This window comes from Acinetobacter sp. GXMZU3951, from assembly GCF_054457875.1.
Genome location: NZ_JBTLFO010000002.1, coordinates 17,387 through 42,624, shown reverse-complemented (window position 1 = coordinate 42,624; position 25,238 = coordinate 17,387). Strand labels below are relative to the sequence as shown.

The window sequence follows — 25,238 nt, the reverse complement described above, 5'->3', positions numbered from 1 at the left end:
CTCTATTTCCCTGATGACATGGAGAGTTGATCCAAAGCCAAATTCAGCTCCAGTACATTGACCCGTGCTTGCCCATACAGCCCAAACTGTGCAGGTTGGATATGTTGCTGAACCAGTTGTCGAAGCTGTGGCTCAGGTAACTGCCGTTGTGCAGCAACACGTTTTAGCTGTAACAAGGCACTTTCTGGTGAAATATGCGGATCAATACCACTGCCTGATGCCGTGATCATATCATCTGGAACTTGCTGTTTTGTAATTTGATTTTTCTGGGCAAACTGTGCGGCTCGGGTTTGAATCAACTGCTGTAATTCAGGATTAGCAACTGCAAGATTACTGCCCGCCATAGCATCCACATTATAATTACTGGCACTTGGCCGTGAATGGAAATAGCGTTCACTGACAAAAGGCTGCCCCACCAAACGAGACCCCACGATTTGTCCCTGCTGTTTCAGCACACTGCCATTGGCTTGTTCTGGAAACAGCCATTGCGCCAGAGCCACACTGCTAGTGCAATACACCCAACCTGCAAAAAGGAATCCTACTAAACATAGCCCAAGGCTAGGTCGCAACAGTGAATTAGATGCTGCCGTTAAGGGCAGATGAACTAAATGATTCATGTTAATCTCCTAAATCCACATCGACACGATGACATCAATTAGCTTGATGACAATGAAAGGTAGAATCACGCCACCGACCCCATAAATCAGCATATTACGGCGCAACAATTGCAACGCACTGGCGGGTTTAAATTGCACGCCTTTTAATGCCAGTGGAATTAACATGGGAATAATCAAGGCATTAAAAATTAACGCAGAAATAATGGCACTTTGAGGGCTACTCAATTGCAGAATATTCAGCACACCCAACTCTGGAATCGCCACAGCAAACAAAGCCGGTAGAATTACAAAGTACTTGGACACGTCATTGGCAAGAGAAAAGGTGGTCAAGGCTCCGCGGGTAATCAGTTGCTGTTTGCCAATTTCCACCACATCCAGTAGTTTGGTGGGGTCAGAATCCAAATCCACCATATTGCCGGCTTCTTTGGCCGCTTGTGTGCCTGAATTCATTGCTAAGCCAATATCGGCTTGCGCCAATGCTGGTGCATCATTGGTACCGTCCCCCACCATCGCCACCAACTTGCCTGCTGCTTGTTCTTTACGAATGCAAGCCAGTTTATCTTCAGGTTTGGCTTCGGCAATATAGTCATCTACACCCGCTTCCGCGGCAATTGCGGCTGCAGTTAAAGGGTTATCGCCTGTGACCATAATGGTTTTAATGCCCATTGCACGTAATAAGGCAAAGCGCTGCTGAATCCCTGATTTAATGACATCAGACAATTCAATGACACCCAGAATCATCTGTTGATCCATCACCACCAGTGGCGTTGCCCCCTTGCGCGCAACCGTTTCCACAATCTGTTTCAGTTCGAGTTGGAGCGTTGAGTTACGATGCGGCAATTGCAAAATTGCATCATAAGACCCCTTACGAATCTGGCGGTTATCTGCCAAATCTACCCCTGAAATACGGGTCTGGGCACTGAAGGGAATAAACTCCATGGCAATATGGGATGGACTCAACTCACCTTGTTGTTGTGCTAATTTTACAATCGACTTGCCTTCTGGGGTTGGATCCGACAATGAAGATAATAAGGCGGCCTCACGTAGCTGCTGAATTGCAATGCCTTGCAACGGGTGAAATGCCGTTGCTTGACGATCGCCATAGGTAATGGTGCCCGTTTTATCGAGTAGCAGTACATCAATATCCCCCGCCACTTCGACCGCTTTACCTGATTTTGCCAATACATTGGCTTTTAAGGCTCGGTTCATGCCTGCAATTCCAATCGCCGGTAGCAAACCACCAATGGTGGTTGGGATCAAACAGACCAAGAGTGCCACCAGTAATACGATGCTGATTTGAATACCGACCATGGAACCAATTACAGGGAGGGTCAGCACCACAACAATAAAGGTCAGGGTCATGATATTCAGCAAAATACTGAGTGCAATTTCGTTGGGCGTTTTTTGACGATTTGCCCCTTCCACCAGTGCAATCATACGGTCTAAAAAGCTGTGCCCTACTTCGCTGCTGACTCGAACTATAATCTGGTCGGAAAGAACTTTGGTTCCACCAATCACCCCTGAACGGTCGGTATCGGCTTCGCGTAAGACCGGTGCAGATTCCCCTGTTACAGCAGATTCATTGATGGTGGCAAAACCCTGAATAATTTCCCCATCCGCAGGAATAATTTCCCCTGCATTTACGATCACTAAATCATCTTTTTTCAGCAGATTGGCGGCAACCGTAATTGCAGTCGCATGCAAATCCGCAATACGATGTGCGGTTAGATTTTCCCGTGCCTGACGTAAAGATGCTGCTTGGCCGCGCCCTTTGGCTTCAGCCACTGCTTCGGCATAATTGGCAAATAATACGGTCATCAACAAAATCAGGCTGAGGCTTAAACCAAAGCCCAAGCTGGTGCTCCCCAGCAAAGTGGCGATAAACGTGAGCAGCGTACCCAGCCAAACACATGCCATCACTGGATTTTTCAGGGCATGCTGCGGCAGCAACTTATAGATGGTCTGCTGAAGAATTTCTTTATTTAAAATATCTAGATGTGTCGTATTAGAAGGATGCATAGTTTTCACCTTATTGTTTGACAGTCAAAAAATCTGCAATCGGACCCAGTACCAATACCGGCATAAATTGCAACACGGTCAAAATCAACACCATCGCCACCAAGGTTAAGGCAAAGGTTGGCGATTCAATCTGTAATGATCCCTTGTTCTCCGCAGCGCGGGGTTTGCAAGCCAAACTCACGGCAATCAGAACTGGAATCATCAAAACGCTATAACGACCCACCAACAGGGCAACACTGGCACTCAGATTCCACCACAGCGTGTTATCTCCAAGTCCTTCGAAGCCTGAACCGTTATTGGCATAAGCGGAGACATATTCATAAAACACTTGGCTAATACCATGCGAAGCGGGATTGGAATTGCCCGTAAATGAGGGAATGGCGATCGCGAGTGCGGTCAAAGCTAAAATCACCACGGGTTGCAAGATAATGACCCAAGCCAAAAGCTTGATTTCTGCCACTTCAATTTTTCGACCAAACAGCTCAGGGGTACGTCCTGTCATCAAGCCTGCAATAAACACCGCAAGAAACAGGTAAATAAAGAACTGTAATAAGCCGCAACCAATCCCGCCCCAAATGGCATTGATCAACATATTGCCCAGTGCAACCAGCCCAGTCAGTGGCGAGGCTGAATCATGCATCATATTCACTGAGCCATTGTTCACTTGCGTGGTCAAACTGGACCACAAAGCCGATGCATCCGCACCGAAGCGTACTTCTTTGCCTTCCAATACTGCGGCATGCGAACTCAGTGAAGATTGCTCTGCCCATAGACTCAGCATGGTCGAAGACAGTGACATCAACAACATACTGGCAAAAATCATCCACATCAGTTGCGGACGCTGAATAAAACGCCCCAGCATAAACACCACCGATAATGGAATCAGTAAGATTGCCAACATTTCCAGTACATTGGAAAATGGCGTAGGGTTTTCTAGTGGCACACTACTGTTGGGGCCATACCAACCGCCACCATTACTGCCCAATTGCTTAATCGCCACCATTGGCGCAACGGGACCTAAGGGAATGTGCTGAGTCTGCATTTCACTGCTCGGGTCTAAAAGCTGTGCTTGAGGACCTGCTGACAGTGTCGATGGGACACCCTGAAAGCTCAATAACAAAGAAAATAGCAAGGCCAGCGGAATAAAAAAGCGCAATAAGGGACGAATCATATCCATCCAGAAATTGCCCAGATTAATCCTGTGCCATGTGGTTTTTTCTGTACTGGCCGCTGTGTCTGGTTGTAAAAACAATGCTCTTAACATCGCCACCAACATGGCCAGCCCCAACAGTGGAGATAAGTACTGCAAGCCAACAATCACGGTCATTTGCGCCAGATACGACAGTTGCGCTTGCCCCGAGTAATGCTGCTGATTGGTATTGGTTAAAAAGGAAATGGCGGTGTGCAAGGCTAAATCCCAATGCATATTCGGCGCATGATCGGGGTTTAATGGTAGCCATGCTTGCGTCATGAGTACCGCAACGCTGCTCAGCAGCAAGAAAATATTGGTCAGGATAAAAGCACTGAGATACTGCTTGCAGTTCATGCCCACAGGGCGAATATTCAGCGCAGCATAGATTGGACGCTCAATCCACTGAAAAACCGCATCACTTTTCATGGGTTTGGCTTGCATGACATCCGCGAGATAATGTCCCAGCGGATAAGCCAATAGCAAAGCCAGAAAAAATACGGAAATAAATTCCCACATAACAAATGCCATTCAAAATAGGTCAGCATTAGTATGGAAATCAGCCGCGTAAATTCTCTATATGCAAAACTGTTGTCGGCGTAAATTTTGCGTAAATTTTATGATGCTGACATGGCGTCAATCTGGAGAAAAGGCTCATCCCAGTGATAGTAAAATCAGGCAAGATCAAACAAATATGGGGAAATCAGAAAGCGCTATGGCTTTCTGACTGTATTTCGAGTTAAGAGGCTTGGCTTTTAATGACATGATTAGAATTAAAATGCATATGGGTCAAACGCTCAGCCGTGTTTTCAGCTAGCGGTTCAACTTCTTGCATCGTGGTGAGGCAGCGTGCGGTTAAATCCATATATTGCTGCGTGCCCTTAAATTTCCATGCAATCTCTTTTTCAGTCAGGGTACGAATGATCCGTGCAGGACTTCCCACCACCATCGAGTTGGCTGGAATCTCGGCTTTGGCCTTGACTGTGCTATTGGCACCGACAATGCTATTTTCGCCAATATAAGCCTCATCCAAAATCACGCTATTCATGCCAATCAGGACATTTTTCCCAATGCGGCAACCATGCAGAATCGCGCCATGCCCGATATGGCCATACTCTTCCACCACAGTCACATTATTCGGAAAACCATGAATAATGCAGGAGTCTTGCACATTGGCATTTTGATGGATATGAATACCACCAAAATCTGCGCGCAAGGCCGCAAACGGACCAATATAAGCCCCTGCTTCTACGATCACATCGCCAATCAAGACTGCGGTCGGATGCACATAAGCTTTGGGGCTGACCACAGGAATGACACCATCAATGGCATAACACGGCATAGTTTATTCCTTAAACTGTTAGATAAATTTTTATGTGCCTAGTAATTCAATTCTTCCTGTTTTAAGCCACCAAAACGCTTATAGAATTGAGGATGAGCAGGCGGCATAGAGCCTTCTGAAGTCCGCGCAATCTCCATAAAGAATTCATCGCCTGCCATGACCACGGTTTGATACAGATTGCTGCTCAAGTTGCGCGAATTCAGTGACAGCCAGTTGGATGGCAATAATTCAAAAGGTAAATTCGGATCTTTGAGCAAAATTCGGCGATATTGATGAATCAGTAAAATACGAATCTGAAACGCCTGCATAGGGTTCAGTTCTTCTTCACTGTCGACCAGATTAAAGAACTCTCTGAAATCGCTGATGAACTTTTCATAACGCTGATGCAGCTCTTGCACAGGCCAGTTAATTTCAACCATGCGTTTCACGGTCGGATAAGACTCTTGCCAGAGCTGCAAGGCTTCGGCTTTAAAGATCACCACTTGATCGGTCATCTTTAAGCTGAGCAACAGGTTTTGTAATTTGAGATGGTCACAGCCCGGATAGGCCATGACATTGGTCGCAATATTGGCAAAGCCCAGCCATTCCAGCTCTTTTTTCAAAGTAACTTTATTTTCCAGTTCCACCGAACTGAGCAAAACCAGATCCCATTTTTGGTCCCACTCTTGTTGCGTGAAACTGTAAATTTTCTGATCGGCCATAATAAAGCGCTGGCGACTGCTTTCCGTAACACGGTAATAACTGGTGCGGCCGATTTTCTCCGAAATCAGCCAACCATTCTGGACAAGGCGAAATACGGCTGTACGAACAGATCGTTCGTTAAAACCAAATACATCCATTAACTGAATTAAGCTGGCCAGGCTGATAATACCGCCACGGTGAAAAATACAGTCACCAAAGATGGTCATAATCAGCGAGGTACCACTGAGTGCTTCGTTGTTAATGAAATCATCGATTACTTGTTTTAATTTGAGATTCATTGCGTTCAACTATTACCTTGTCAGATCAGAATGATAAATCATGTGACCTATCATTCAACTAAAACTTATGCCGATTTTCGAATATCAAAGACGCGTTGCGCTTTCCCCTCTGAACGTGGCAGGCTGCCTTCAGGTAAAATTTCCACCATGACTGAAATACCGACCATGGTTTTAATTTGGGACTTCAGCAAGGCCGCAATTTGCGGGGTCAACGTTTCACTCACATCTCTGCGCATTTCAGCACGAATATGCAATGTATCCAAGTGGCCTTGTTTGCAAATTTGAATTTGGTAGTTCGGCACCAATTGTGGAATATGTAAAATCTGTTCTTCAATTTGCGAAGGGAACACATTGACCCCACGAATAATCATCATGTCATCACTACGCCCCACAATCTTGTCCATACGGCGCATGGTACGTGCGGTACCTGGCAGTAACCGGGTCAAGTCACGGGTACGGTAACGAATCACAGGCATGCCTTCTTTGGTAATGGTGGTAAACACCAACTCACCCAACTCACCATCTGGCAACACTTCACCTGTTTCAGGATTGATGATTTCTGGGTAGAAGTGATCTTCCCAAATGGTTGGACCATCTTTGGTCTCTAAACATTCCATCGCAACGCCCGGCCCCATCACTTCAGACAAGCCATAGATATCCAAGGCATCAATGCCTAAGCGATCTTCAATCTCACGGCGCATTTCATTGGTCCAAGGTTCAGCACCAAAGATGCCTGTTTTGATGGAACAATCTTTAGCTGTACCGAATTTCTTTTCTAGCGCTTCAATAATGTTTAAGCAATACGATGGCGTCACCATCAATGCTGTTGGTTTAAAGTCATGAATCAGCTGCGCCTGCCGCTCAGTTTGACCGCCTGACATTGGAATGACGGTCGCACCCAAACGCTCTACGCCATAATGTGCACCCAAACCACCCGTAAACAAACCGTAGCCATAAGACACCTGAATAATATCTTTATGTGACAAGCCTGCCGCACGTAATGAACGAGCAACTACATCCGACCAGACATTAATATCGTTTTGGGTATAACCCACGACTGTAGGCTGTCCTGTGGTGCCTGAAGATGCATGCACACGCACAATCTGTTCTTGCGGCACAGCAAACATGCCAAACGGATAGTTGTCACGTAAATCTTTTTTGGTGGTGAACGGGAACTTGGCCAAGTCATCTAAAGATTTGAGATCATCAGGATGCACCCCTGCATCATCAAATTTCTTTTTATACACTGGGCTATTTTGATAGGCGTGTTGCAGTGTCTTTTTCATGCGCTCCAATTGCACATGACGTAATTCATCCACTGAAACCGTTTCAATTTTTTCCAAAGCATTGTTATTCATATTCTGTACTCCTGACGCAGTCATCCTGACTGCGAGTTAATCCATTTGGGGATTATTTCCTTAATCCACATTTTCTATAATCAGTGCGACACCTTGTCCGACACCCACACACATGGTGCAGAGCGCATATTTTCCATTGCGACGCTTAAGTTCTTTCATGGCGGTAATGACCAAACGTGTCCCACTCATGCCGAGTGGATGACCCAGTGCAATCGCACCGCCATTGGGATTGACGCGATGATCATCATCCTGCAAACCGAGTTCACGCATCACCGCCAATGACTGCGCAGCAAAAGCTTCATTCAGTTCAATTACATCCATTTGCTCGAGGGTCAAACCGGTCTGCTTCAAAACTTTTTGCACCGCAGGTACAGGACCAATGCCCATGTATTTGGCTTCTACGCCTGCTTGAGCAATTGCCACCACTTTCGCCAGTGGTTTTAAGCCATGCTTGCTGGCAAATTCCTGACTGCCCAGCAACATACATGCCGCACCGTCATTCACACCTGAAGCATTGCCCGCAGTAACCGAACCGCCATCTTTACGGAACGGGGCTTTCAACGCGGCCAACGCCTCCACTGTGGTATCTGCACGCGGGTGCTCATCGCTATCAATGGTGATGCTGTTTTTCTTACGGTCTTGAATCACGACAGGCAAAATTTCTTCCGCCAAAACACCATTTTGCTGTGCCACTGCTGTTTTTTGCTGACTGCGATAGGCAAATAAGTCTTGGTCATTCCGACTAATTTGATACTTTTCCGCTACGTGTTCCGCGGTTTCCGGCATGCTATCGACACCAAAATGAGCCTTGAATTTTGGATTGATAAAACGCCAGCCAATGGTGGTGTCGAAGATTTCAGGCGTACGGCTAAATGCGGTGGTGGCTTTCGATTGAACAAAAGGCGCGCGGCTCATTGACTCTACACCACCTGCCAACACAAATTGCACTTCACCTGATTTAATCGCACGTGCTGCTAGTCCGACGGCATCTAAGCCCGAAGCACATAAGCGATTGACGGTAATTGCAGGGACTGAATCGGGTAAACCTGCCAACAGTGATGCCATACGCGCTACATTACGGTTGTCTTCACCCGCTTGGTTGGCACAACCTAAAATCACTTCATCCAGCTCCTCCCAAGGCAAGTGCGGATGCTGATTTTTCAAATACTGAATGGGTAATGCAGCCAAGTCATCGGCACGAATACCACTTAAACCACCTGCATAACGACCAATTGGGGTGCGAATCCCATCTAAAATATAAACCTGTTCCATGTGTCTCTTCCTTTAGCCTGCAATAAGTAATTGTTGAGATTGCGGGCTGTTTTGCACCTGTCCTCGTGCAGTTTTCTTCGCTAAATATATACTTGGTCTGTAGCGTTCTTCACCATAAACACGATACAGATTTTTCAAAATTTGTAAAATAGTGTTGTATCCTATTTTTTCCGCCCACTGGAATGGACCTTGCGGATAGTTCACGCCATATTTCATTGCTGAATCAATATCTTGCTCAGATGCAATACCGTGTAACACCGCTTCACAGGATTCATTCACCAACATTGAAATGGTTCGTAACACATAAAGTCCAGCATGATCCTGCGTCCACAGCGGTATCACATGCATGCCAATGAATAAAACATCAACAAGGCTCTGCTCCACTTCCGAACAAGCTACGGAAGCCACCACAGGAATTGCTTTGGCTTCTGCCCAGTCCGCATGCCAGTCCATCAACACGACTTTCTGATCCGCATAATCCAGATCGACCGACTCGCCCGATGAGAGACGAATAGAAACTTCCCCCACCAAAATTTCATCCTGTACAGCTTCGACAAATTTCACATCCAGATGTGAAGCTTGTGCCAAGCGTTGAATCAAACCTGATGAATGTTTCCAGTCGCCTTTCACAGTGATCGCCAGTTTCTCAACCGATTTAGCATAACGCACAGGCAACTCAAACTGTGGGCTTGGCGTGGCGTGGCTGTAATCGTAAAAACCTTGTTGGGTTTTACGCCCGAAACAACCTGCATCGACCAATTCTTTTTGAATCAGCGATGGACGATAGCGTGGCTCATAAAAGAATTCTTGATAGACACTTTGTGTGACGGAGAAATTGACATCCTGACCAATCAAATCGGTCAGTTCACACGGTCCCATGGCAAAACGACCACATTCACGCAGAATAAAATCTAACTGTTCAGGGCGTGTGACATTTTCCTGTAAGGCACGGAAGGCTTCGGCATAATATGGACGCGCCACACGATTGACGATAAAACCTGGGGTGGATTTTGCCAAGACGGGCACTTTATTCCACGACTTCATTAGCGCTAGCAAGGCATCTGCAATGGCCGTGGAACTTTTTAAACCGCGAATAATTTCCACCAGTTTCATCACCGGTGCTGGGTTAAAGAAGTGTAAACCCACGACACGCTCTGGATGTGGCACCGCAGCAGCAATCGCTGTAATCGAAATGGATGAAGTATTCGAAGCAAAAATCGTGTTTTCAGCACAAATCGCGGCTAACTGTTGAAATAAGTTTTGCTTCACTTCTTTCTTTTCAACAATCGCTTCAATAATCAGTTGTGCAGGAGCTAACTGTGACAATTCCTGTGCAACACTTAAGTTAGCAAAGGTGCTGTCAAACAGTTCCTGCGTCATTTTACCGGCTTGCACACGTTTTGTGAGTTGTGCAGCCAGTTGCTGTAATGCGGCTTCAGTTTTTGCGGCATCCACATCATACACAAAGGTGGGATGTCCATGCATTGCTGCTAACTGGGCGATACCAATTCCCATGGTACCGGCACCAATTACAGCGACGGTCGCCTGCTGTAAATTGATCTTTTCCATGTGTTAGCAACCTTTATATTCTGGAGTACGCTTTTGCATAAAGGCTTGTACGCCTTCACGGTAATCGCTGGAACGACCGGCCAAACGCTGTAAGTCACGCTCTAGTATGAGCTGATCATCCAGATTGTTGTGCGCTGCCGCATGAATGGCTTTCTTAATCAGTGACAAGCCATAAGTCGGTTGTTTGGCCAGATGTTCCGCCAATTTATGCGCTTCAGCTTTCAGCGCATCATCTTCTACCACTTGCCAGATCATGCCCAGTTGCACCGCTTGTTCTGCTGGAATTTTATCGCCCAACATGGCCAAGCCCATGGCCTGAGCACGACCGACCAAACGTGGCAGGAACCATGTGCCACCAGAGTCTGGCACCAGACCTAAACGGCAAAACGCTTGAATAAAAGAGGCTGATTTGGCAGCGATCACCAAATCACAAGCCAAGGCAATATTCGCCCCTGCACCTGCGGCTACACCGTTTACGGCACAAATCACTGGTTTAGGCATTTCAGTAATCAGTTTGATTAGCGGGTTATAATATTTTTCAATCGACAGGCCTAAATCTGGCGCATCGGCATTTGGATCTACCACGCGGTCATTTAAATCCTGCCCTGCACAGAAACCACGACCTTCTGCCGAAATTACCACGGCACGAATGGCACTGTCTTTCGACCATGCTTTCAGCACACTCGAGACTTCTTTGTGCATGGTTTCATTAAAGCTATTGAGTTGTTGTGGACGGTTAAACGTGAGATAGCCCACTGCATTTTTTTCTGCAACAATAATTGTTTGGTATTCCATTACACACCTCTAAATTCTGGTTTTCTTTTCTCTAAAAATGCATTAATGCCTTCTTGGCGGTCTTGCGTGGCGGCCAGCCAAACAAAATGCTGACGCTCGAGCTTTAAGCCTTGGCTTAAGGTCACTTCATGAATTGATTTCAGGGACTGTTTAATCACACGAATCGCCAATGGTGCCTGTTTGGCAATTTTTTCGGCCAATTCCACGGCATATTGCACGGTTAAACCGACTGAGCAGACTTGGCTAGTAATGCCATGTTGCAGTGCGGTTTGCGCTGAAATCATGTCGCCTGTCATGGCCCAACGCATGCTCAGTTGCTGCCCGACTAAACGAGCTAAACGCTGTGTACCGCCTGCACCGGGTAACATACCTAAGCCAATTTCTGGCAGAGCAAACTGTGCATTTTCACCCGTAAGTACGATGTCTGCATGCAGCGCCAGTTCAAAGCCTGCCCCCAAGGCATAGCCATTCACGGCCATAATTAAAGGTTTGGAAAACTCATCAATCCGTTTCCACAACTGTGGGCGTAGGTCTTGCTGAATGCTGACCACATCCAGCTTGGACAGCTCATTTAGATCTGCACCTGCAGCAAAACATTGTGGATTGCCGGTAAGTACCACTGCTTTAACCGCAGCATCAGCTTCAAGTTGTTGCAAACAGTCGCCAATTGCTTGCAAGGTGGCATTGTTTAAGGCATTGCGTTTTTCAGGTCGATTCAGTTCAATCAGGATTACACCTGATTTTGGAGAACTGGTTTTGATGAGTTCCATTCAACAGCTCCTTGTTTCAGGCTTATTCGTCAAAGCTTAAACGGACATTGGCAGAAGTCGGCAAAGCCTGACAGCTCAACACATAGCCTTTTTCAACTTCATCTTGTTCAAGGCTATAGTTAATTGCCATTTCGACCTGACCTTCCAGCACCTTACATTTACAGGTTGCACAGACACCACCTTTACAGGCATATGGCAAGTCCGCCCCAGCACGTAACGCTGCATCTAAAATGCTGTCATCTTGTTTAGACACTTCAATGATCAGTTCACGACCATCCAGAATAATGTTGACCTTTTCTTCGCTGCGGCTTTCAATTTGCTGTGCCGTGGCTTTTGGTGCAGTACCAGTATTGAAGCGTTCGGTGTGAATTTTGCTGCGCTCAATACCCAACTCTGGCAAGACTGTTTCAACCGCAGTCATCATCTCTTCTGGACCGCAAGCAAAACAGTGATCCGTTGCCGTATCAATCAAATCTGCTTTAAACAGTTGCTGTAATTTTTCAGCATCAATTCGACCATTAAAAATTTCACTGTCGTTCATTTCACGTGAAAAGATATTGATCAATTGCAGACGTTCTTTAAAACGGTCTTTTAAATCCATAATCTGTTCGGCAAACATGGTTTGCTTCCAAGAACGGTTGCCATACACCAAAGTAAACTGGGCATCGGCTTGACGGTTCAGCACCGATTTCACAATGGATAAAATTGGGGTAATCCCACTGCCCGCAGCAAAGCCTAGATAGTTTTTCCCACCGACTTTGGCCGCTTTCTGGAAAAACACGCCTTGCGGTGGCATCACTTCCAGCACATCACCCGCTTTAAGATGATCATTGGCCCAAGTAGAAAATTGACCTTGCTCAATTTTTTTAATCGCAATACTCATGTCTTCCGCAGCATCGCTACAAATGGAGTAGCAACGACGTAGCTCACCCTCTTCTGTAACATGGCGAATGGTCAGGTGTTGTCCTGGTTGATATTCAAAGGCTGCGAACTGCTCAGGTGCCAAATCAAAGGCAATGCAAATGGCCTGTTCAGTTTGTGGCTGTATGGATTTAATCGTTAATGGTACAAATTGGCTCATCTAAAATTCCCTCTTTCTTTTCGATTTTTCAATGCTTTTGCGACATGTTTTACATGCCCTGGTCTCGGCTTAAATACACTTGAAATAATCGAAAGGTTCTAAGCAGTCTTGGCAACGATATAAGGCTTTACATGCTGTCGAACTAAATTCACTTAATAATTTGGTGTGCTGACTGTGGCAACGTGGACACTGAATACCATCGGTCAAAGCGACATGTGTACCACAACTGTGTGAAGTGCCTTGCGGCGGCGCAATGCCATATTGCTGCAATTTTTCTTTACCCGCTTCACTCATCCAATCCGTGGTCCAAACTTCGGACAGATCCACCACCACTTTTACTGGTGTCAAACCTTTGGCTGCAAAAGCTTGGGTAATGTCTGCGGTTAAAACATCAGTTGCAGGGCAACCGCTATAGGTCGGCGTCAGTCGCACAACAATTTCATTCTGAGCGTTGAGCTCAACGCCACGAATCATGCCTAAATCAAGTACCGACAGAACTGGAATTTCTGGATCAGAGACTTCAGCTAAAGCATTCCAGCATTCATCTACGACATGTCGAATTAAATTCATGCGACTCACTCCCTGTGATTGCGTCTTACCAAGTCATATTTGGATAGGAACGTTGCAGATATTGCATTTCTGCCAGAATGTAACCGAGGTGCTCCGTGTGCAGTCCTTGTTTGGCACCACTGCGATAGGCACCTGCGTCTGGTAGGCTCAGTTGCATACGGACTAATTCTGCCTGTACCGTTTCCAACCATTGCGCTTTTAAAATCTCAAGATTTGGAATCAGACCAGTATCCACCAACTGCATTTCGGCCTCAGTGAGTTGGAACAACTCCGCTGTGAAACGCCATAATTGATTCAGACCTTGCTGAGTTTTTTCATGTGCTTCCGCAGTGCCTAAACTCAAACGTTCCATCCATGTGGTGGAAAAACGTAAGTGATACTTCACTTCCTTTAAAGACTTGAGTGCAAACGCAGAAACATCGGCATGGCTACTGTTGGTTAATGCTGCCAATAACAATGCGTGGTAGTGATCCATCAACCATTGACGCACGATGGTTTGAGCAAAATCACCATTTGGCTGTTCAGCCAGCAGTAAATTGCGATATTCACGCTCAGTTCTGAAATACGCCAATTGATCTTCATCACGCCCTAAACCTTCGACCTGACCTGCAAGACTTAAAGCGGTACGTGCCTGACCCAACAGATCCAGACCAATATTGGCCAAGGCAATGTCCAACTCTAATTCGGGTGCATGTCCACACCATTCAGCCAAACGGTGTGACAAAATCAGTTGACTATCACCCACATGTAACAGGAATTCTGCTAAAACTTGTTTACTCATTGTTTTTCTCCCCGTCCTTACATGTGCTCAATGCCATCTGGAATGTTGTAAAACGTGGGGTGGCGATAAACCTTGTCTAAAGATGGGTCAAAAAACTCTGGTTTTTCATCGGGTTGTGAAGAGGTAATCAGCTCAGATTTCACCACCCAAATACTGATGCCTTCATTACGGCGCGTGTAAACATCACGCGCATTTTGCAGCGCCACTTCATCATCAGATGCACGCAAGCTGCCCACATGACGATGACTTAAACCTTGTTTACTACGGATAAACACTTCGTAAAGTGACCAGTTATTTTTGTTATCCATGACCTTATTTCCCTTTATCTCTCAATCTGTTTAAGCAACTTGCTGTGCTTGTAGCTGTTCTTGCTGTTTCTTGGCATACACGGCAGCAGATTCACGTACCCATGCCCCGCCTTCCCATGCTTTACGACGGGCTTCAATACGCTCGTGGTTACATGGGCCTTTGCCTGCAATCACGTCAAAAAATTCATCCCAGTTCACTTCACCAAATTCGTAGTGCCCCGTGTCTTCATTGAATTTCAAGTCTGGATCTGGCACGGTGAGGCCAAGTTGCAACACTTGAGGCACGGTGTTGTCGACAAATTTCTGACGTAATGCATCGTTACTGAATAATTTGATTTTCCATTGCATGCTTTGCGCGCTGTTTGGCGAATTATCATCACTTGGGCCAAACATCATCAGCGCAGGCCACCAGAAACGATTCACAGCATCTTGCGCCATCTGTTTTTGTTCTGCTGTGCCATTAGCCAATTGCATCATCGCTTCAAAGCCTTGACGCTGATGGAAACTTTCTTCTTTACAGATACGCACCATAGCGCGGGCATAAGGCCCATAAGAGGTACGGCACAGCGCAACCTGATTCACAATGGCAGCCCCATCTACCAACCAGCCAATCGCAGCAACATCCGCCCAAGTCAGTGTCGGGTAGTTAAAAATTGAGGAATATTTCATACGGCCAGCGATGAGTTTGTCCATCATGTCATCACGGTCTGCACCCAGTGTTTCTGCTGCACTGTACAGATATAAAGCATGGCCTGCTTCATCTTGAACTTTCGCCAACAATACGGCTTTACGTTTTAAGGTTGGTGCGCGCGTAATCCAGTTGCCTTCTGGCAACATCCCCACCACTTCAGAGTGTCCGTGTTGACCAATTTGACGAATTAAAGTTTTACGGTAAGCGTCTGGCATCCAATCCTTTGGCTCGATTGAAATATCCTTTTCAATGCGCTGGTCAAACGTTTGTTGTTGGTTATTCATTTTTCCCTCACTTATCCCAAGTGTTGATACGCTTAAATTAAAACGATACACAAATAAAATCAATATTAATTTTTAGGTATCATTTAATTAAATCCCATACATCAAAATAAATTATTGTTTTTATTAAATATATTAAAATTATTATTTTACTTTGTTTTTTTAACCTGCGAATTACGATTGACTTTTACCCGTTTTAATACCAAATTATGAAACATCAAAACTAAAATACAGTTTAAAACGTATCATAAAAGGAGTTTTTACCATGCTAGAGTTAGAACAGAACTCAATGGAGCAACACGATACAACTGAAAACACCTCAACTCAGGCACTGAAAACCTTGAGCTCATTGGTGTATGGACAGGAATACGCTTCACAGGCAGAGTTACGTACGGTTTATCATGCGATTAGCGGTGAAGCGATCTACCAAGTCAGTAGCCATGGCATTAATACCAAAGCGGTGGTCGACTATGCCAAGCAGCAAGGGGCTGTTATTGCCACGTGGACCTTCCACCAACGTGCCAATGCCTTAAAACAAGTGGCGCAATATTTACTCGAGCGTAAAGAACACTATTACGACCTAGCAAAAGCAACAGGCTGTACTCGTAAGGATGCTTGGATTGATGTGGAAGGCGGTATCGGAACGCTATTTGCCTACTCTAGCCTTGTGCGTCGTGAACTCAGTGATGAAACTGCGTTAGTGGAAGATACATGGATTCCGCTGTCCAAACATGGCAATTTTGGTGCTAAACATATTCTGACCTCTAAAGCGGGTGTAGCCCTGCATATTGATGCCTTCAACTTCCCGATCTGGGGCATGTTAGAAAAAATCGCACCGACCCTTTTAGCGGGTGTACCGTGTATTGTGAAACCTGCTACTGAAGGTGCTGAACTCACGCATGCTGTAGTCAAAGACATTTTGGCCAGTGGCTTCTTACCTGCGGGTTCACTGCAACTCATTTGCGGTCAAATTTATGATTTAATTGAACATTTAAACCCACAAGATACGGTTACATTTACGGGTTCAGCAGCGACAGGTCAAAGCCTACGTGCCAACCCACATTTAAACCAATACTCCATTCCCTTCTGCATGGAAGCGGACTCGGTCAACAGTGCCATTTTGACCGAACAAGCCAATGATGAAACCATTGATTTATTTGTGCGTGAAGTGTTCCGCGAAATGACCACCAAGGCAGGTCAAAAATGTACCGCGATTCGTCGTGCTTTTGTTCCTGCGGCTTTACTGGAAACGGTGCAAGCACGTTTAGTGGCAAAACTGCAAAAAGTGGTGGTGGGCGACCCAGAACTTGAAGGCGTCACCATGGGAGCCTTAGCCAGCGTGAAACAAAAGTTCAGCGTGGCGGAAAAAGTAGAACAGCTCAGCCAAGATGCCAAAATTGTACTCGGCAGCCACTTACGTCAGGACTACACCATTCAAGCCAAAAACCCAGAAAAAGGTGCCTTTTACCCACCAACTTTGCTGCTTTGCGAACAACCGACTACAGCGCAGCATATTCATGAAGTCGAAGCTTTTGGTCCAGTTTCAACCTTGATGCCTTATCAAAATCTGGCGGAATTGGCAGACTTGGTGGCACGTGGTGAAGGAAGCCTAGTCGCGTCAGTGGTGCGTAATGTCGATGAAAATATTGAAGCGCTGATTAGCAAAATTGCGCCTTGGCATGGTCGTGTCCACATTCTGGATGCAGAAAGTGCCAAGGAAAGTACTGGACATGGTTCACCCTTGCCGTATTTGGTACATGGTGGTCCAGGACGTGCAGGTGGTGGCGAAGAACTCGGTGGTTTACGTGCCGTGAAACACTATATGCAACGTACCGCTCTGCAAGGTTCACCCAATGCCATGACCCAAGTCGGACACAGCTGGACTGCGGGTGCGCAAGTGTTTGAAGATCGAGTGCATCCGTTCAAAAAAGATTTTGACGAACTGCGCGTCGGAGAACGCTTACTCACAGCACGTCGGACCGTGACCGAAGCAGACATCGTCAACTTTGCTTGCCTCAGTGGCGACCACTTCTATGCCCATATGGATAAGATTGCTGCGGCCGACTCGCTGTTTGGAGATCGTGTGGCGCATGGTTATTTCATTGTGTCAGCTGCCGCAGGTCTGTTTGTCGATGCCGCGCCGGGTCCAGTCATTGCCAACTATGGTATGGATAACCTGCGTTTTGTTGAACCGGTGAAAATTGGCGATACCATTCAAGTGGAATTGACCTGTAAGCAAAAAACTCCGAAACCACTGCGTGACCCTGAACAAAAACCACATGGTGTTGTGGTGTGGGACATTAAAGTCAAAAATCAGCGCAACGAATTGGTGGCGACTTATGACATTTTGACCTTGGTCGAACGTGCCGCCTAAACCTGATTCATAAAAAAAGAGAATCATATGATTCTCTTTTTTTTATATTAAAAAATAAATGTATCTTTTTATCACAAAGCGATTGACCGCATGAAATTTAACCCGTAGATTAAAAACAAGACGATACATAATAAAAATAAAATTAAACATAAAAGTATCAAATTAACTCAAACAGTCAGCACAGGAAGTTGCATGATGAGCGATAAATCACTCGATATAGAACTGGTTGAAAGGACGCTTCAGCCAGAAACTCCAAACAACCAAACCGCACCCGCTTCAGTCGCTGCTGAAGTGCCTGAAACACGCAATAGTGCCTATCACTGGTATGTGGTGGTCATCTGTATGCTGGCCTACATTCTTTCTTTTGTAGATCGTCAAATCTTATCCCTGATGATTGAACCGATTAAACAGGACCTCATGCTCAGCGATACGCAATTCAGCTTGTTACAAGGTCTGGCATTTTCATTGTTCTATGCTTTTATGGGGGTGCCGATTGCGGCACTCGCCGACAAAAAATCTCGGATTAAAATTATTTCCATCGGCATCGCGTTTTGGAGTCTTGCGACTGCGGCCTGCGGTTTAAGTAAAAACTTTGTGCAGATGTTCCTCTCACGCCTCAGTGTCGGTGCAGGTGAAGCCGCCTTATCCCCTGCCTTCTATTCGATTGTTGCCGACCTGTTCCCAAAAGAAAAACTCGGTCGTGCCTTGGGGCTGTATGCGATTGGCGCCTTCATTGGTTCGGGGCTGGCTTTCTTGATTGGCGGTTATGTGATTGGTTTACTGAAAAATGTAAACTTGGTGACCCTACCACTCATTGGCGAAATTAAAACTTGGCAACTGACCTTTATGATTGTCGGTTTACCGGGGGTGTTATTGGCATTGCTGATGATTCTGACCGTGCGTGAACCTGAACGTAAAGGCTTGAAAGTTGGTCAGGATGGTCAGGTGGTGAAAGCCTCGTTCAAAAACTCGATTGCCTTTATTAAAACTCACAAGAAGACCTTCTTCTGTCATTTTATTGGTTTCTCTTTTTACACCATGATGCTGTATGCCTTACTGGGTTGGGCACCTGCTTTCTATATGCGGAATCACGGATTAGATGCCAGCCAGACGGGTTATATTCTTGGGATTATTATTCTCATTGCTAACACTTCAGGTGCATTATTCTGTGGCTGGCTGATCGACTGGTTCTCTAAACGTGGCTATAGCGATGCCGCGATTCGTAGTGGCATGCTTGGCTGTGCTGCATTAATTATTCCAAGTGTATTATTTACTCAAGTGGATAATATGTACCTCTCATTTGCACTAATTTTTGTGGCGATGTTCTTCTCGACCTTCCCGATTCCAGCATCTGCAGCCGCCACGCAAATGCTGACACCGAATCAGTTACGCGCACAAGTGTCTGCCAAGTTCCTGTTGGTGTCTAACCTGATTGCCTTAGGCATTGGCACCACGGCGGTGGCATTAATTACCGATAAATATTTCCAAAATACCGTGATGGTGGGTAACTCAATTTCGATTGTAAATGCCGTCGCTGGGGTACTGGGGGTCTTCCTGCTGTATAAGGGCTGCCAATATTACCGCGAAAGTATTGAGGTCGAAAAAAAGGCGGAACACGTCTAACAAACACGTAGCAGCCGATTGATTGCAGCGAAAGGTCTTCCCTTTCGCTTTTTTATGGCTGCTCGCGAATCGACGCTGCGCTTTAAGCGGCCTGTTCTAAGGCCTGAATAACCGCCAATGCAGTCGGGCGTGCAGAAAAGGGATTCTGCCCAGTAATCAGTTGACCATCGGTCACGACATTGGGTGCAAAAGGAATCATTTTTTTCGTATATAGCGCACCATGGTCTTTTGCCATCTGCTCGGCATTATACGGGACTTTTTTACTGACGCCTGCCAGTACCTCCTCAGTCCACGCAAAGCCCGTAACATGTTTACCTTGAATCAAATATTGACCATTGGAAAGTTTAACTTGCAATAAAGCACAGTAACCATGGCACACACTGGAAATAATCTTGCCATGCTCGTACATGTTTTGAGTGATTTGCTGTAATTCAGCCTGATCGAGAAAATCCCACATCACGCCATGCCCACCGGTAAAATAAATCGCATCGTAATTGCGCCAGTCGACATTGGAAGGTTTTAAAGTATGCTCAAGTAAACGCATAAATTCTGGATCATGATAACGCTTCATGACCGAAGCATCGGCAATCAGTTTTTTTAAGGATTTCGGTTCTATCGGCGACTGACCACCCAATGGACTGACGATATCTTGTAGATAGCCGCGTTGTTCAAATTCATCGTAGGCATGCGTGAGTTCCCCCAACCATAGCCCTGTCGCCTCGGTTTGATCTGCATAATGTGCCACATTGGTGACCACATGAAGAATGCGTTTTGTCATTATTATTCACCTTATATTGTCCAGAGCATTGCATTAGAGTTGAATGCGGCTCTTTGTAAACCCTGATGCGATGAAAGCTTTCTGCCAGATTCTCTTGCTGCACTGCTTTGGCCAGAGATTGGGGATAAATATTGCCATTGGCCAATGCCATGCCTGAAAGATAGGCAGGCGCCTTGCTCTATTAATTCCATGCTCCAACCTTAAGCTTAAAGTGAACTTTAGAGTCAATAGGGATTCGTAAATTTATATTGAATTCATATCAACATAATCATGCCCAAGAATACTTTTCAAGCATCATCCATTGAGCAGCAGCACAATACAATGCTGCCTCTGAAGCTGGGTTTTCAGGATGTTAAATTTATTGTAATCGACTAGAATAATTTTTTACTCCGAGCGACATATAGATATTCATTTGCCTATTTCAAAGCTAATTTGGTGCTTGGAAGGTCTAAGGCATCTTCAGTGGGGGAACAAACCTAAGCGCCACAGCATGAGGACTGTTTCGAGATAGTACTGAACTCCCCGATTAGCTTGAATCATGCAACCACACGCCCGACCGTTATCTACTCGTCCTCGAAGCAATGCAATCTGTTTAATTTTTTCTGATGCTTACTGGTCTAGAATCGCCTATGTCCCTCAATACCATCCCTGAGTCTGAGTACACCCTAATTGACTGTAATGAAGCCGATCACGCTCTGGCCATTTTAGACATTCTCAACGATGCGATTCTGCATTCTACCGCGCTGTATGACTATGAGCCGCGGACTCTACAAAGTATGCACAGCTGGTTTGCCAGCAAACGTGCGCATCATTTTCCTGTACTCGGCATCATCAATTCTGCTGGGAAATTACTGGGTTTTGCCAGTTGGGGCAGCTTTAGAACCTTTCCCGCATATAAATATACAGTTGAACATAGTGTCTACATTCATCCCGAACATCGTGGTTGCGGATTCAGTAAAATTTTAATGCAGGCGCTGATTGCAAGAGCACAGCAGCAACAGCTCCATGTCATGGTGGGTTGTATTGATGCCGAAAATACAGCCAGTATCCAGTTGCATCAAAAACTGGGGTTTAGCCATTCAGGTACCATCCGACAAGCAGGTTTTAAGTTTGGCCGCTGGTTAGATGCGGCTTTTTACCAACTCATACTCAGTACCCCATCGCATCCTCAGGATGGCTAAGGCGGTATTGCCATCCATCCCCCCTCAAAAAAGCGAGAGCTTCGGGCTCTCGTTTTGGTCATGTGTGACATCGTTTAACTGGCGTGTTGAAACGCAGGGATCGGGGCAATTTCATAAGGTAAACCCACATAGTTTTCTGCCAACGTAGTTTGCCCAGCCAATGAACCAAGAATATAACTCAACTCTGCTTGTTTAATCTTATGGTCAAACTCACTTTCAGTTTCAAAGCGATGCAATAAATGGGTCATCCACCAAGAAAAACGTTCGGCTTTCCACACCCGTTGCAAACATTTTTCTGAATATTCATTGATGCCCTGTTCCGAGCCATCTTGGTAATACTGAATGAACGCTCGGGATAAATAGGCAATATCTGAAGCCGCGAGATTTAACCCTTTTGCCCCTGTCGGTGGCACAATATGCGCGGCATCGCCAGCCAAGAATAGTTTGCCAAACCGCATCGGTTCAGTGACAAAACTACGCAGCGGTGCAATGCTTTTTTCAATTGATGGACCTGTGACCAATTTTTCCCGACTTTCAGGATCAAGACGGTTTTTTAACTCTGCCCAAAACTGCTCATCCGACCAGTTGTCGACATGATCCGTCAGAGGCACTTGTAAATAGTAACGGCTGCGAGTTTCTGAACGCATACTGCACAAGGCAAAACCACGTTCCGACTGTACATAAATCAACTCATCTGCGACAGGTGGCACATCGGCCAATACCCCCAACCAGCCAAAAGGATAAACTTTTTCAAAGGTTTTAATCTTGTCTTCAGGCACACTGGCACGGCACACGCCATGAAAACCATCACAGCCCGCGATAAAATCACATTCAATTTGATAAGACTGGTTGTGATATTCAAAAGTCACTTTCGGCTGGGTGTAAAAATCGTCAATCTGCACATTTTGTGCTTCATAGAATGAGCTTAAACCCGCTTGCTCACGTGCCTGCATTAAATCTTTGGTCACTTCAGTCTGACCATACACGGTGACTTGCTTGCCGCCTGTGAGTGCCACTAAATCCAGTCGGTGCTTTTGTCCCTGCGTCAGGATTTCAATACCTGAATGCGGCAAGCCATGCGCTTTGAGATTTTGATCGACACCAGCCTCAGCCAGCAAATCGACAGAAACCTGCTCCAAAATTCCTGCACGAATCCGCGATGCCACATAGTCTGCACTACGCTGTTCTACAATCACGTGATCAATCCCTGCTTTATAGAGCAACTGTCCGAGTAACAATCCTGCGGGACCTGAACCAATAATGGCCACTTGGGTTTTTACAATTTCCATGTTGTTCATCCTTGTTCGTTTCTTATTTCAAATTACGTCAGGTTGAATTTTTGAGCTATATCGCCAAAGTGAAATTGACCGTATATCATTAAGATTGTCCGCATAGCGGACAAAAGCCGTCATTATTCAGGGAAAAGCACATGCCAGCCGAACACAATGAGGTGATTCACCCACAGTCTCTAGAACGAATTCCACATGCGGACTACATCGCAGGCTTAGCCAAAGGCTTACATATTTTGGAAGCCTTCGGGGTGGATCGACAGCGCCTGAATGTGACCCAAGTAGCTGAACGCACTGGCATCAGCCGAACTGCGGCAAGACGGCATTTAAAAACCTTAAAATTTTTAGGTTATTTGGAGACTGATGAACATTATTTTTGGTTAACCCCGCGGGTCTTGCGTTTTTCCAGTGCCTATTTAAGTTCAGCACATCTGCCCAAAGTGGCACAATCTTTACTCAATTTACTTTGTGCACAAACTCAGTTGACCTTTTCCATGGTGGTTCTGGATGAGCATGAAGTGGTGCCGATTGCGCGGAGTTATCTGCCGCAACAGGAGCAATTTCGGGTTAATCCTTATGGCATGCATTTGGGAAATCGCTTACCTGCACATGCAACTTCGACGGGTAAAGTTTTATTGGCAGCCTTATCGGTTGAGGAGCAACATGCTTGGGTGGAAAAGTACGGGCTAAAACGTTTAACCCCACTGACCATTACCGATAAAGATCAATTTTATGCCGTACTGCAACGTATCGCTTTATCGGATTATTGCCTGTCCAAAGAAGAACATGAACTGGGGATTATTGCGCTTGCGGTGCCTGTGCTGAATGCACAAGGACAAACGATTGCCGCCATTAATTGTATGTCGCAGAGCAACCGGACCAGTGAAGACTATTTGATTCAGCAGGTTTTACCGTTATTGAGGCATGCTGCAAATGAATTACGTGCTTTAATTTAAGTCCTGATTAGATATTGGTACCTTAAATAAAAGAACACAAATTGCCACGAAGCTGACAATTAGCCAAGTACAAAAAAGCCACGGCTATGGCGTGGCTTTTTTTATAAGGCGGAAGATAAAAAGACCTGTTTAGCCGTTTATTTCACAGGAATCATAAGATGTTGATAAGGGGTACCGGACCACATGACATAAGGCACGGTGGTATCCGGTTGCGCACTTTTCGGATACATATCATAAAAACTTTGTGATGCCCCCACGATCATGACGTGCGGTCCTGTTTGTATCCAATGATTGTTGGCGCTCGGTTTACTTGCATAAGGGTCTACATTGCTCGCATCGGTTCCTCCCATGAGCATGTACATAAAGCCTACTTTACCTTCAACGGGTTTGGTGTGCCCAATCCAAGCTTCTGCCCATGCTAAAGCAGCGGGGTCCATACACATGGGGTCTGGTCCTGGCGTGGCTGGGTTATCTGGCATACAGGTAAAATTATTATGACCTTTGCGTAAGGTCCGCATTTTGCCTTTTGCATCCATTGCAATGATGGTTGCTTCGGCACTGACATTCATGGGAGCTGCACTCATGGCACTCATGATTGCTTTTTTATCATCTGCTGAAAGGGACATTTGCATAGATGCTTCCATACTTGCTCCACCATGGGATTCCATTGCGAATGCCATCGGGGTCAATAAGGAAATACATCCAGCACTGATTAAACATTTAAGAAAATTCATGGCATCTCCTCCGATTTTGAGGTTAGGTGTGTAATGCCAACTTCCGTTCTGCACTACACCTGCCATAGCTTTAAAAATGGAATGAAATTTAGGATTATCATTCTTATCAAGTCTATTTTTTAACCAGACCCAACCTAAGTCAATAGAAGGGACACCTTATATTACAAAAAGGCTTTGTTGCATAAACCTACCGTTAAAGGCTTATTCAACACTATAATTCTCAAATGAATAAACCTACACCTAAAATCTATCGCACAATCAATTGGTCTTCTTATAACAGAGCATTAATAAATCGAGGAAATATCTCAATTTGATTTGATCCTTCCACCCAATGGTATGCTCAAGCGAAATGTAAACAAGGGCGAAATCAAACTAATTCCGATACAGCCATCCAATGTTGTTTAATGATCAAATCGTTATTTCGTCTTTCTTTACGCATAGTCACAGGTTTTGTTCAGAGCCTCATTAGGTTATGTGGTTTGACTTGGATAGCGCCATATTACTCTACGCTTTGTAGAAGACAAAAGCATATTGATATTCAAATCAGCTATGAAAAGAGTTGCAATGGACTGCATATACTCGTCGATTCCACGGGCTTGAAGTTTTTAGGTGAAGGTGAATGGAAACGCAAGAAACATCAGCCTGAATATCGTAGCCAATGGTTTAGCCTTTTTTTTATT

At 45.5% G+C, this 25,238-nt stretch carries 22 protein-coding genes and 1 pseudogene; 5 read left to right on the top strand and 18 right to left on the bottom strand.

All coding sequences use genetic code 11. The annotated features are described in order from the left end of the window. Positions 1–2: 2 nt before the first annotated feature. From kdpC to paaA, 15 genes are all read right to left on the bottom strand, one after another. A complete protein-coding gene (gene kdpC, locus ACX17N_RS03335) occupies positions 3–617 on the bottom strand; it encodes a potassium-transporting ATPase subunit KdpC (RefSeq protein WP_458891164.1) in 615 nt (204 codons plus the stop codon). Positions 618–626: 9 nt separating this feature from the next. Further along, on the bottom strand, positions 627–2,636 hold the full coding sequence (kdpB, locus tag ACX17N_RS03330) for a potassium-transporting ATPase subunit KdpB (RefSeq protein ID WP_458891163.1): 2,010 nt from the start codon (positions 2,634–2,636) through the stop codon (positions 627–629). Between the two features lie 10 nt (positions 2,637–2,646). Then, on the bottom strand, positions 2,647–4,344 hold the full coding sequence (gene kdpA / locus ACX17N_RS03325; RefSeq protein ID WP_458891162.1) for a potassium-transporting ATPase subunit KdpA: 1,698 nt from the start codon (positions 4,342–4,344) through the stop codon (positions 2,647–2,649). A gap of 220 nt (positions 4,345–4,564) precedes the next feature. Beyond that, positions 4,565–5,167 carry a gamma carbonic anhydrase family protein gene (locus ACX17N_RS03320; RefSeq protein WP_458891161.1) on the bottom strand — a complete coding sequence of 201 codons (603 nt, stop codon included), beginning with the start codon at positions 5,165–5,167 and terminating at the stop codon, positions 4,565–4,567. A gap of 38 nt (positions 5,168–5,205) precedes the next feature. Continuing rightward, complete coding sequence (gene paaX, locus ACX17N_RS03315) at positions 5,206–6,147, bottom strand: phenylacetic acid degradation operon negative regulatory protein PaaX (RefSeq protein ID WP_458891160.1); 942 nt, start codon at positions 6,145–6,147, stop codon at positions 5,206–5,208. Positions 6,148–6,212: 65 nt separating this feature from the next. Continuing rightward, complete coding sequence (gene paaK, locus ACX17N_RS03310) at positions 6,213–7,505, bottom strand: phenylacetate--CoA ligase PaaK (RefSeq protein ID WP_458891159.1); 1,293 nt, start codon at positions 7,503–7,505, stop codon at positions 6,213–6,215. Between the two features lie 60 nt (positions 7,506–7,565). Then, positions 7,566–8,777, bottom strand: coding sequence for a 3-oxoadipyl-CoA thiolase (gene pcaF, locus ACX17N_RS03305; protein WP_458891158.1), 1,212 nt, complete (start codon positions 8,775–8,777; stop codon positions 7,566–7,568). A 12-nt stretch (positions 8,778–8,789) separates the two neighbouring features. Further along, on the bottom strand, positions 8,790–10,346 hold the full coding sequence (locus tag ACX17N_RS03300) for a 3-hydroxyacyl-CoA dehydrogenase (protein WP_458891157.1): 1,557 nt from the start codon (positions 10,344–10,346) through the stop codon (positions 8,790–8,792). A 3-nt stretch (positions 10,347–10,349) separates the two neighbouring features. Continuing rightward, positions 10,350–11,141, bottom strand: coding sequence for a 2-(1,2-epoxy-1,2-dihydrophenyl)acetyl-CoA isomerase PaaG (paaG, locus tag ACX17N_RS03295; RefSeq protein ID WP_458891156.1), 792 nt, complete (start codon positions 11,139–11,141; stop codon positions 10,350–10,352). Then, entirely contained in the window at positions 11,141–11,911 is a 771-nt protein-coding gene (locus ACX17N_RS03290; RefSeq protein WP_458891155.1) for an enoyl-CoA hydratase-related protein, read from the bottom strand. The genes paaG and ACX17N_RS03290 overlap by 1 nt, the downstream gene beginning before the upstream one ends. 22 nt (positions 11,912–11,933) lie before the next feature. Continuing rightward, positions 11,934–12,992: a 1,2-phenylacetyl-CoA epoxidase subunit PaaE gene (gene paaE / locus ACX17N_RS03285; protein WP_458891154.1), complete on the bottom strand. Its 1,059-nt coding sequence runs from the start codon at positions 12,990–12,992 to the stop codon at positions 11,934–11,936. Between the two features lie 69 nt (positions 12,993–13,061). Continuing rightward, positions 13,062–13,562 (bottom strand): 1,2-phenylacetyl-CoA epoxidase subunit PaaD, encoded by a 501-nt coding sequence (gene paaD, locus ACX17N_RS03280; protein WP_458891153.1) that lies wholly within the window; start codon positions 13,560–13,562, stop codon positions 13,062–13,064. Between the two features lie 25 nt (positions 13,563–13,587). Beyond that, positions 13,588–14,343: a 1,2-phenylacetyl-CoA epoxidase subunit PaaC gene (paaC, locus tag ACX17N_RS03275; protein ID WP_458891152.1), complete on the bottom strand. Its 756-nt coding sequence runs from the start codon at positions 14,341–14,343 to the stop codon at positions 13,588–13,590. A gap of 17 nt (positions 14,344–14,360) precedes the next feature. Further along, the gene (paaB, locus tag ACX17N_RS03270) at positions 14,361–14,651 is read right to left on the bottom strand and encodes a 1,2-phenylacetyl-CoA epoxidase subunit PaaB (protein WP_016167097.1); all 291 of its coding nucleotides are present in this window, start codon (positions 14,649–14,651) and stop codon (positions 14,361–14,363) included. Positions 14,652–14,681: 30 nt separating this feature from the next. Next, positions 14,682–15,626, bottom strand: a complete 945-nt coding sequence (gene paaA, locus ACX17N_RS03265) for a 1,2-phenylacetyl-CoA epoxidase subunit PaaA (protein ID WP_458891151.1) — start codon at positions 15,624–15,626, stop codon at positions 14,682–14,684. Between the two features lie 262 nt (positions 15,627–15,888). Between paaA and paaZ the strand changes: the two genes are divergently transcribed. Next, positions 15,889–17,997 carry a phenylacetic acid degradation bifunctional protein PaaZ gene (gene paaZ, locus ACX17N_RS03260; protein WP_458891150.1) on the top strand — a complete coding sequence of 703 codons (2,109 nt, stop codon included), beginning with the start codon at positions 15,889–15,891 and terminating at the stop codon, positions 17,995–17,997. Between the two features lie 192 nt (positions 17,998–18,189). Further along, positions 18,190–19,620 carry a spinster family MFS transporter gene (locus ACX17N_RS03255; RefSeq protein WP_458891149.1) on the top strand — a complete coding sequence of 477 codons (1,431 nt, stop codon included), beginning with the start codon at positions 18,190–18,192 and terminating at the stop codon, positions 19,618–19,620. A gap of 82 nt (positions 19,621–19,702) precedes the next feature. Here ACX17N_RS03255 and ACX17N_RS03250 read toward each other — a convergent pair whose 3' ends face one another. Continuing rightward, positions 19,703–20,398 (bottom strand): type 1 glutamine amidotransferase domain-containing protein, encoded by a 696-nt coding sequence (locus ACX17N_RS03250; RefSeq protein WP_458891148.1) that lies wholly within the window; start codon positions 20,396–20,398, stop codon positions 19,703–19,705. Between the two features lie 629 nt (positions 20,399–21,027). On the opposite strand from ACX17N_RS03250, the gene ACX17N_RS03245 reads away from it, so the two are divergent. Then, the gene (locus ACX17N_RS03245; RefSeq protein ID WP_458891147.1) at positions 21,028–21,579 is read left to right on the top strand and encodes a GNAT family N-acetyltransferase; all 552 of its coding nucleotides are present in this window, start codon (positions 21,028–21,030) and stop codon (positions 21,577–21,579) included. A gap of 74 nt (positions 21,580–21,653) precedes the next feature. Here ACX17N_RS03245 and pobA read toward each other — a convergent pair whose 3' ends face one another. Next, positions 21,654–22,868, bottom strand: coding sequence for a 4-hydroxybenzoate 3-monooxygenase (pobA, locus tag ACX17N_RS03240; protein WP_458891146.1), 1,215 nt, complete (start codon positions 22,866–22,868; stop codon positions 21,654–21,656). 140 nt (positions 22,869–23,008) lie between these two features. Between pobA and ACX17N_RS03235 the strand changes: the two genes are divergently transcribed. Then, entirely contained in the window at positions 23,009–23,824 is an 816-nt protein-coding gene (locus ACX17N_RS03235; RefSeq protein WP_458891145.1) for an IclR family transcriptional regulator, read from the top strand. A gap of 137 nt (positions 23,825–23,961) precedes the next feature. On the opposite strand, the gene ACX17N_RS03230 is transcribed toward ACX17N_RS03235, so the two are convergent. After that, positions 23,962–24,558 carry a hypothetical protein gene (locus ACX17N_RS03230; RefSeq protein WP_458891144.1) on the bottom strand — a complete coding sequence of 199 codons (597 nt, stop codon included), beginning with the start codon at positions 24,556–24,558 and terminating at the stop codon, positions 23,962–23,964. A 224-nt stretch (positions 24,559–24,782) separates the two neighbouring features. Here ACX17N_RS03230 and ACX17N_RS03225 point away from each other — a divergent pair. Further along, a pseudogene (locus ACX17N_RS03225) lies at positions 24,783–25,229 on the top strand (IS5 family transposase); the annotation flags it as partial. Between the last annotated feature and the right edge of the window lie 9 nt (positions 25,230–25,238).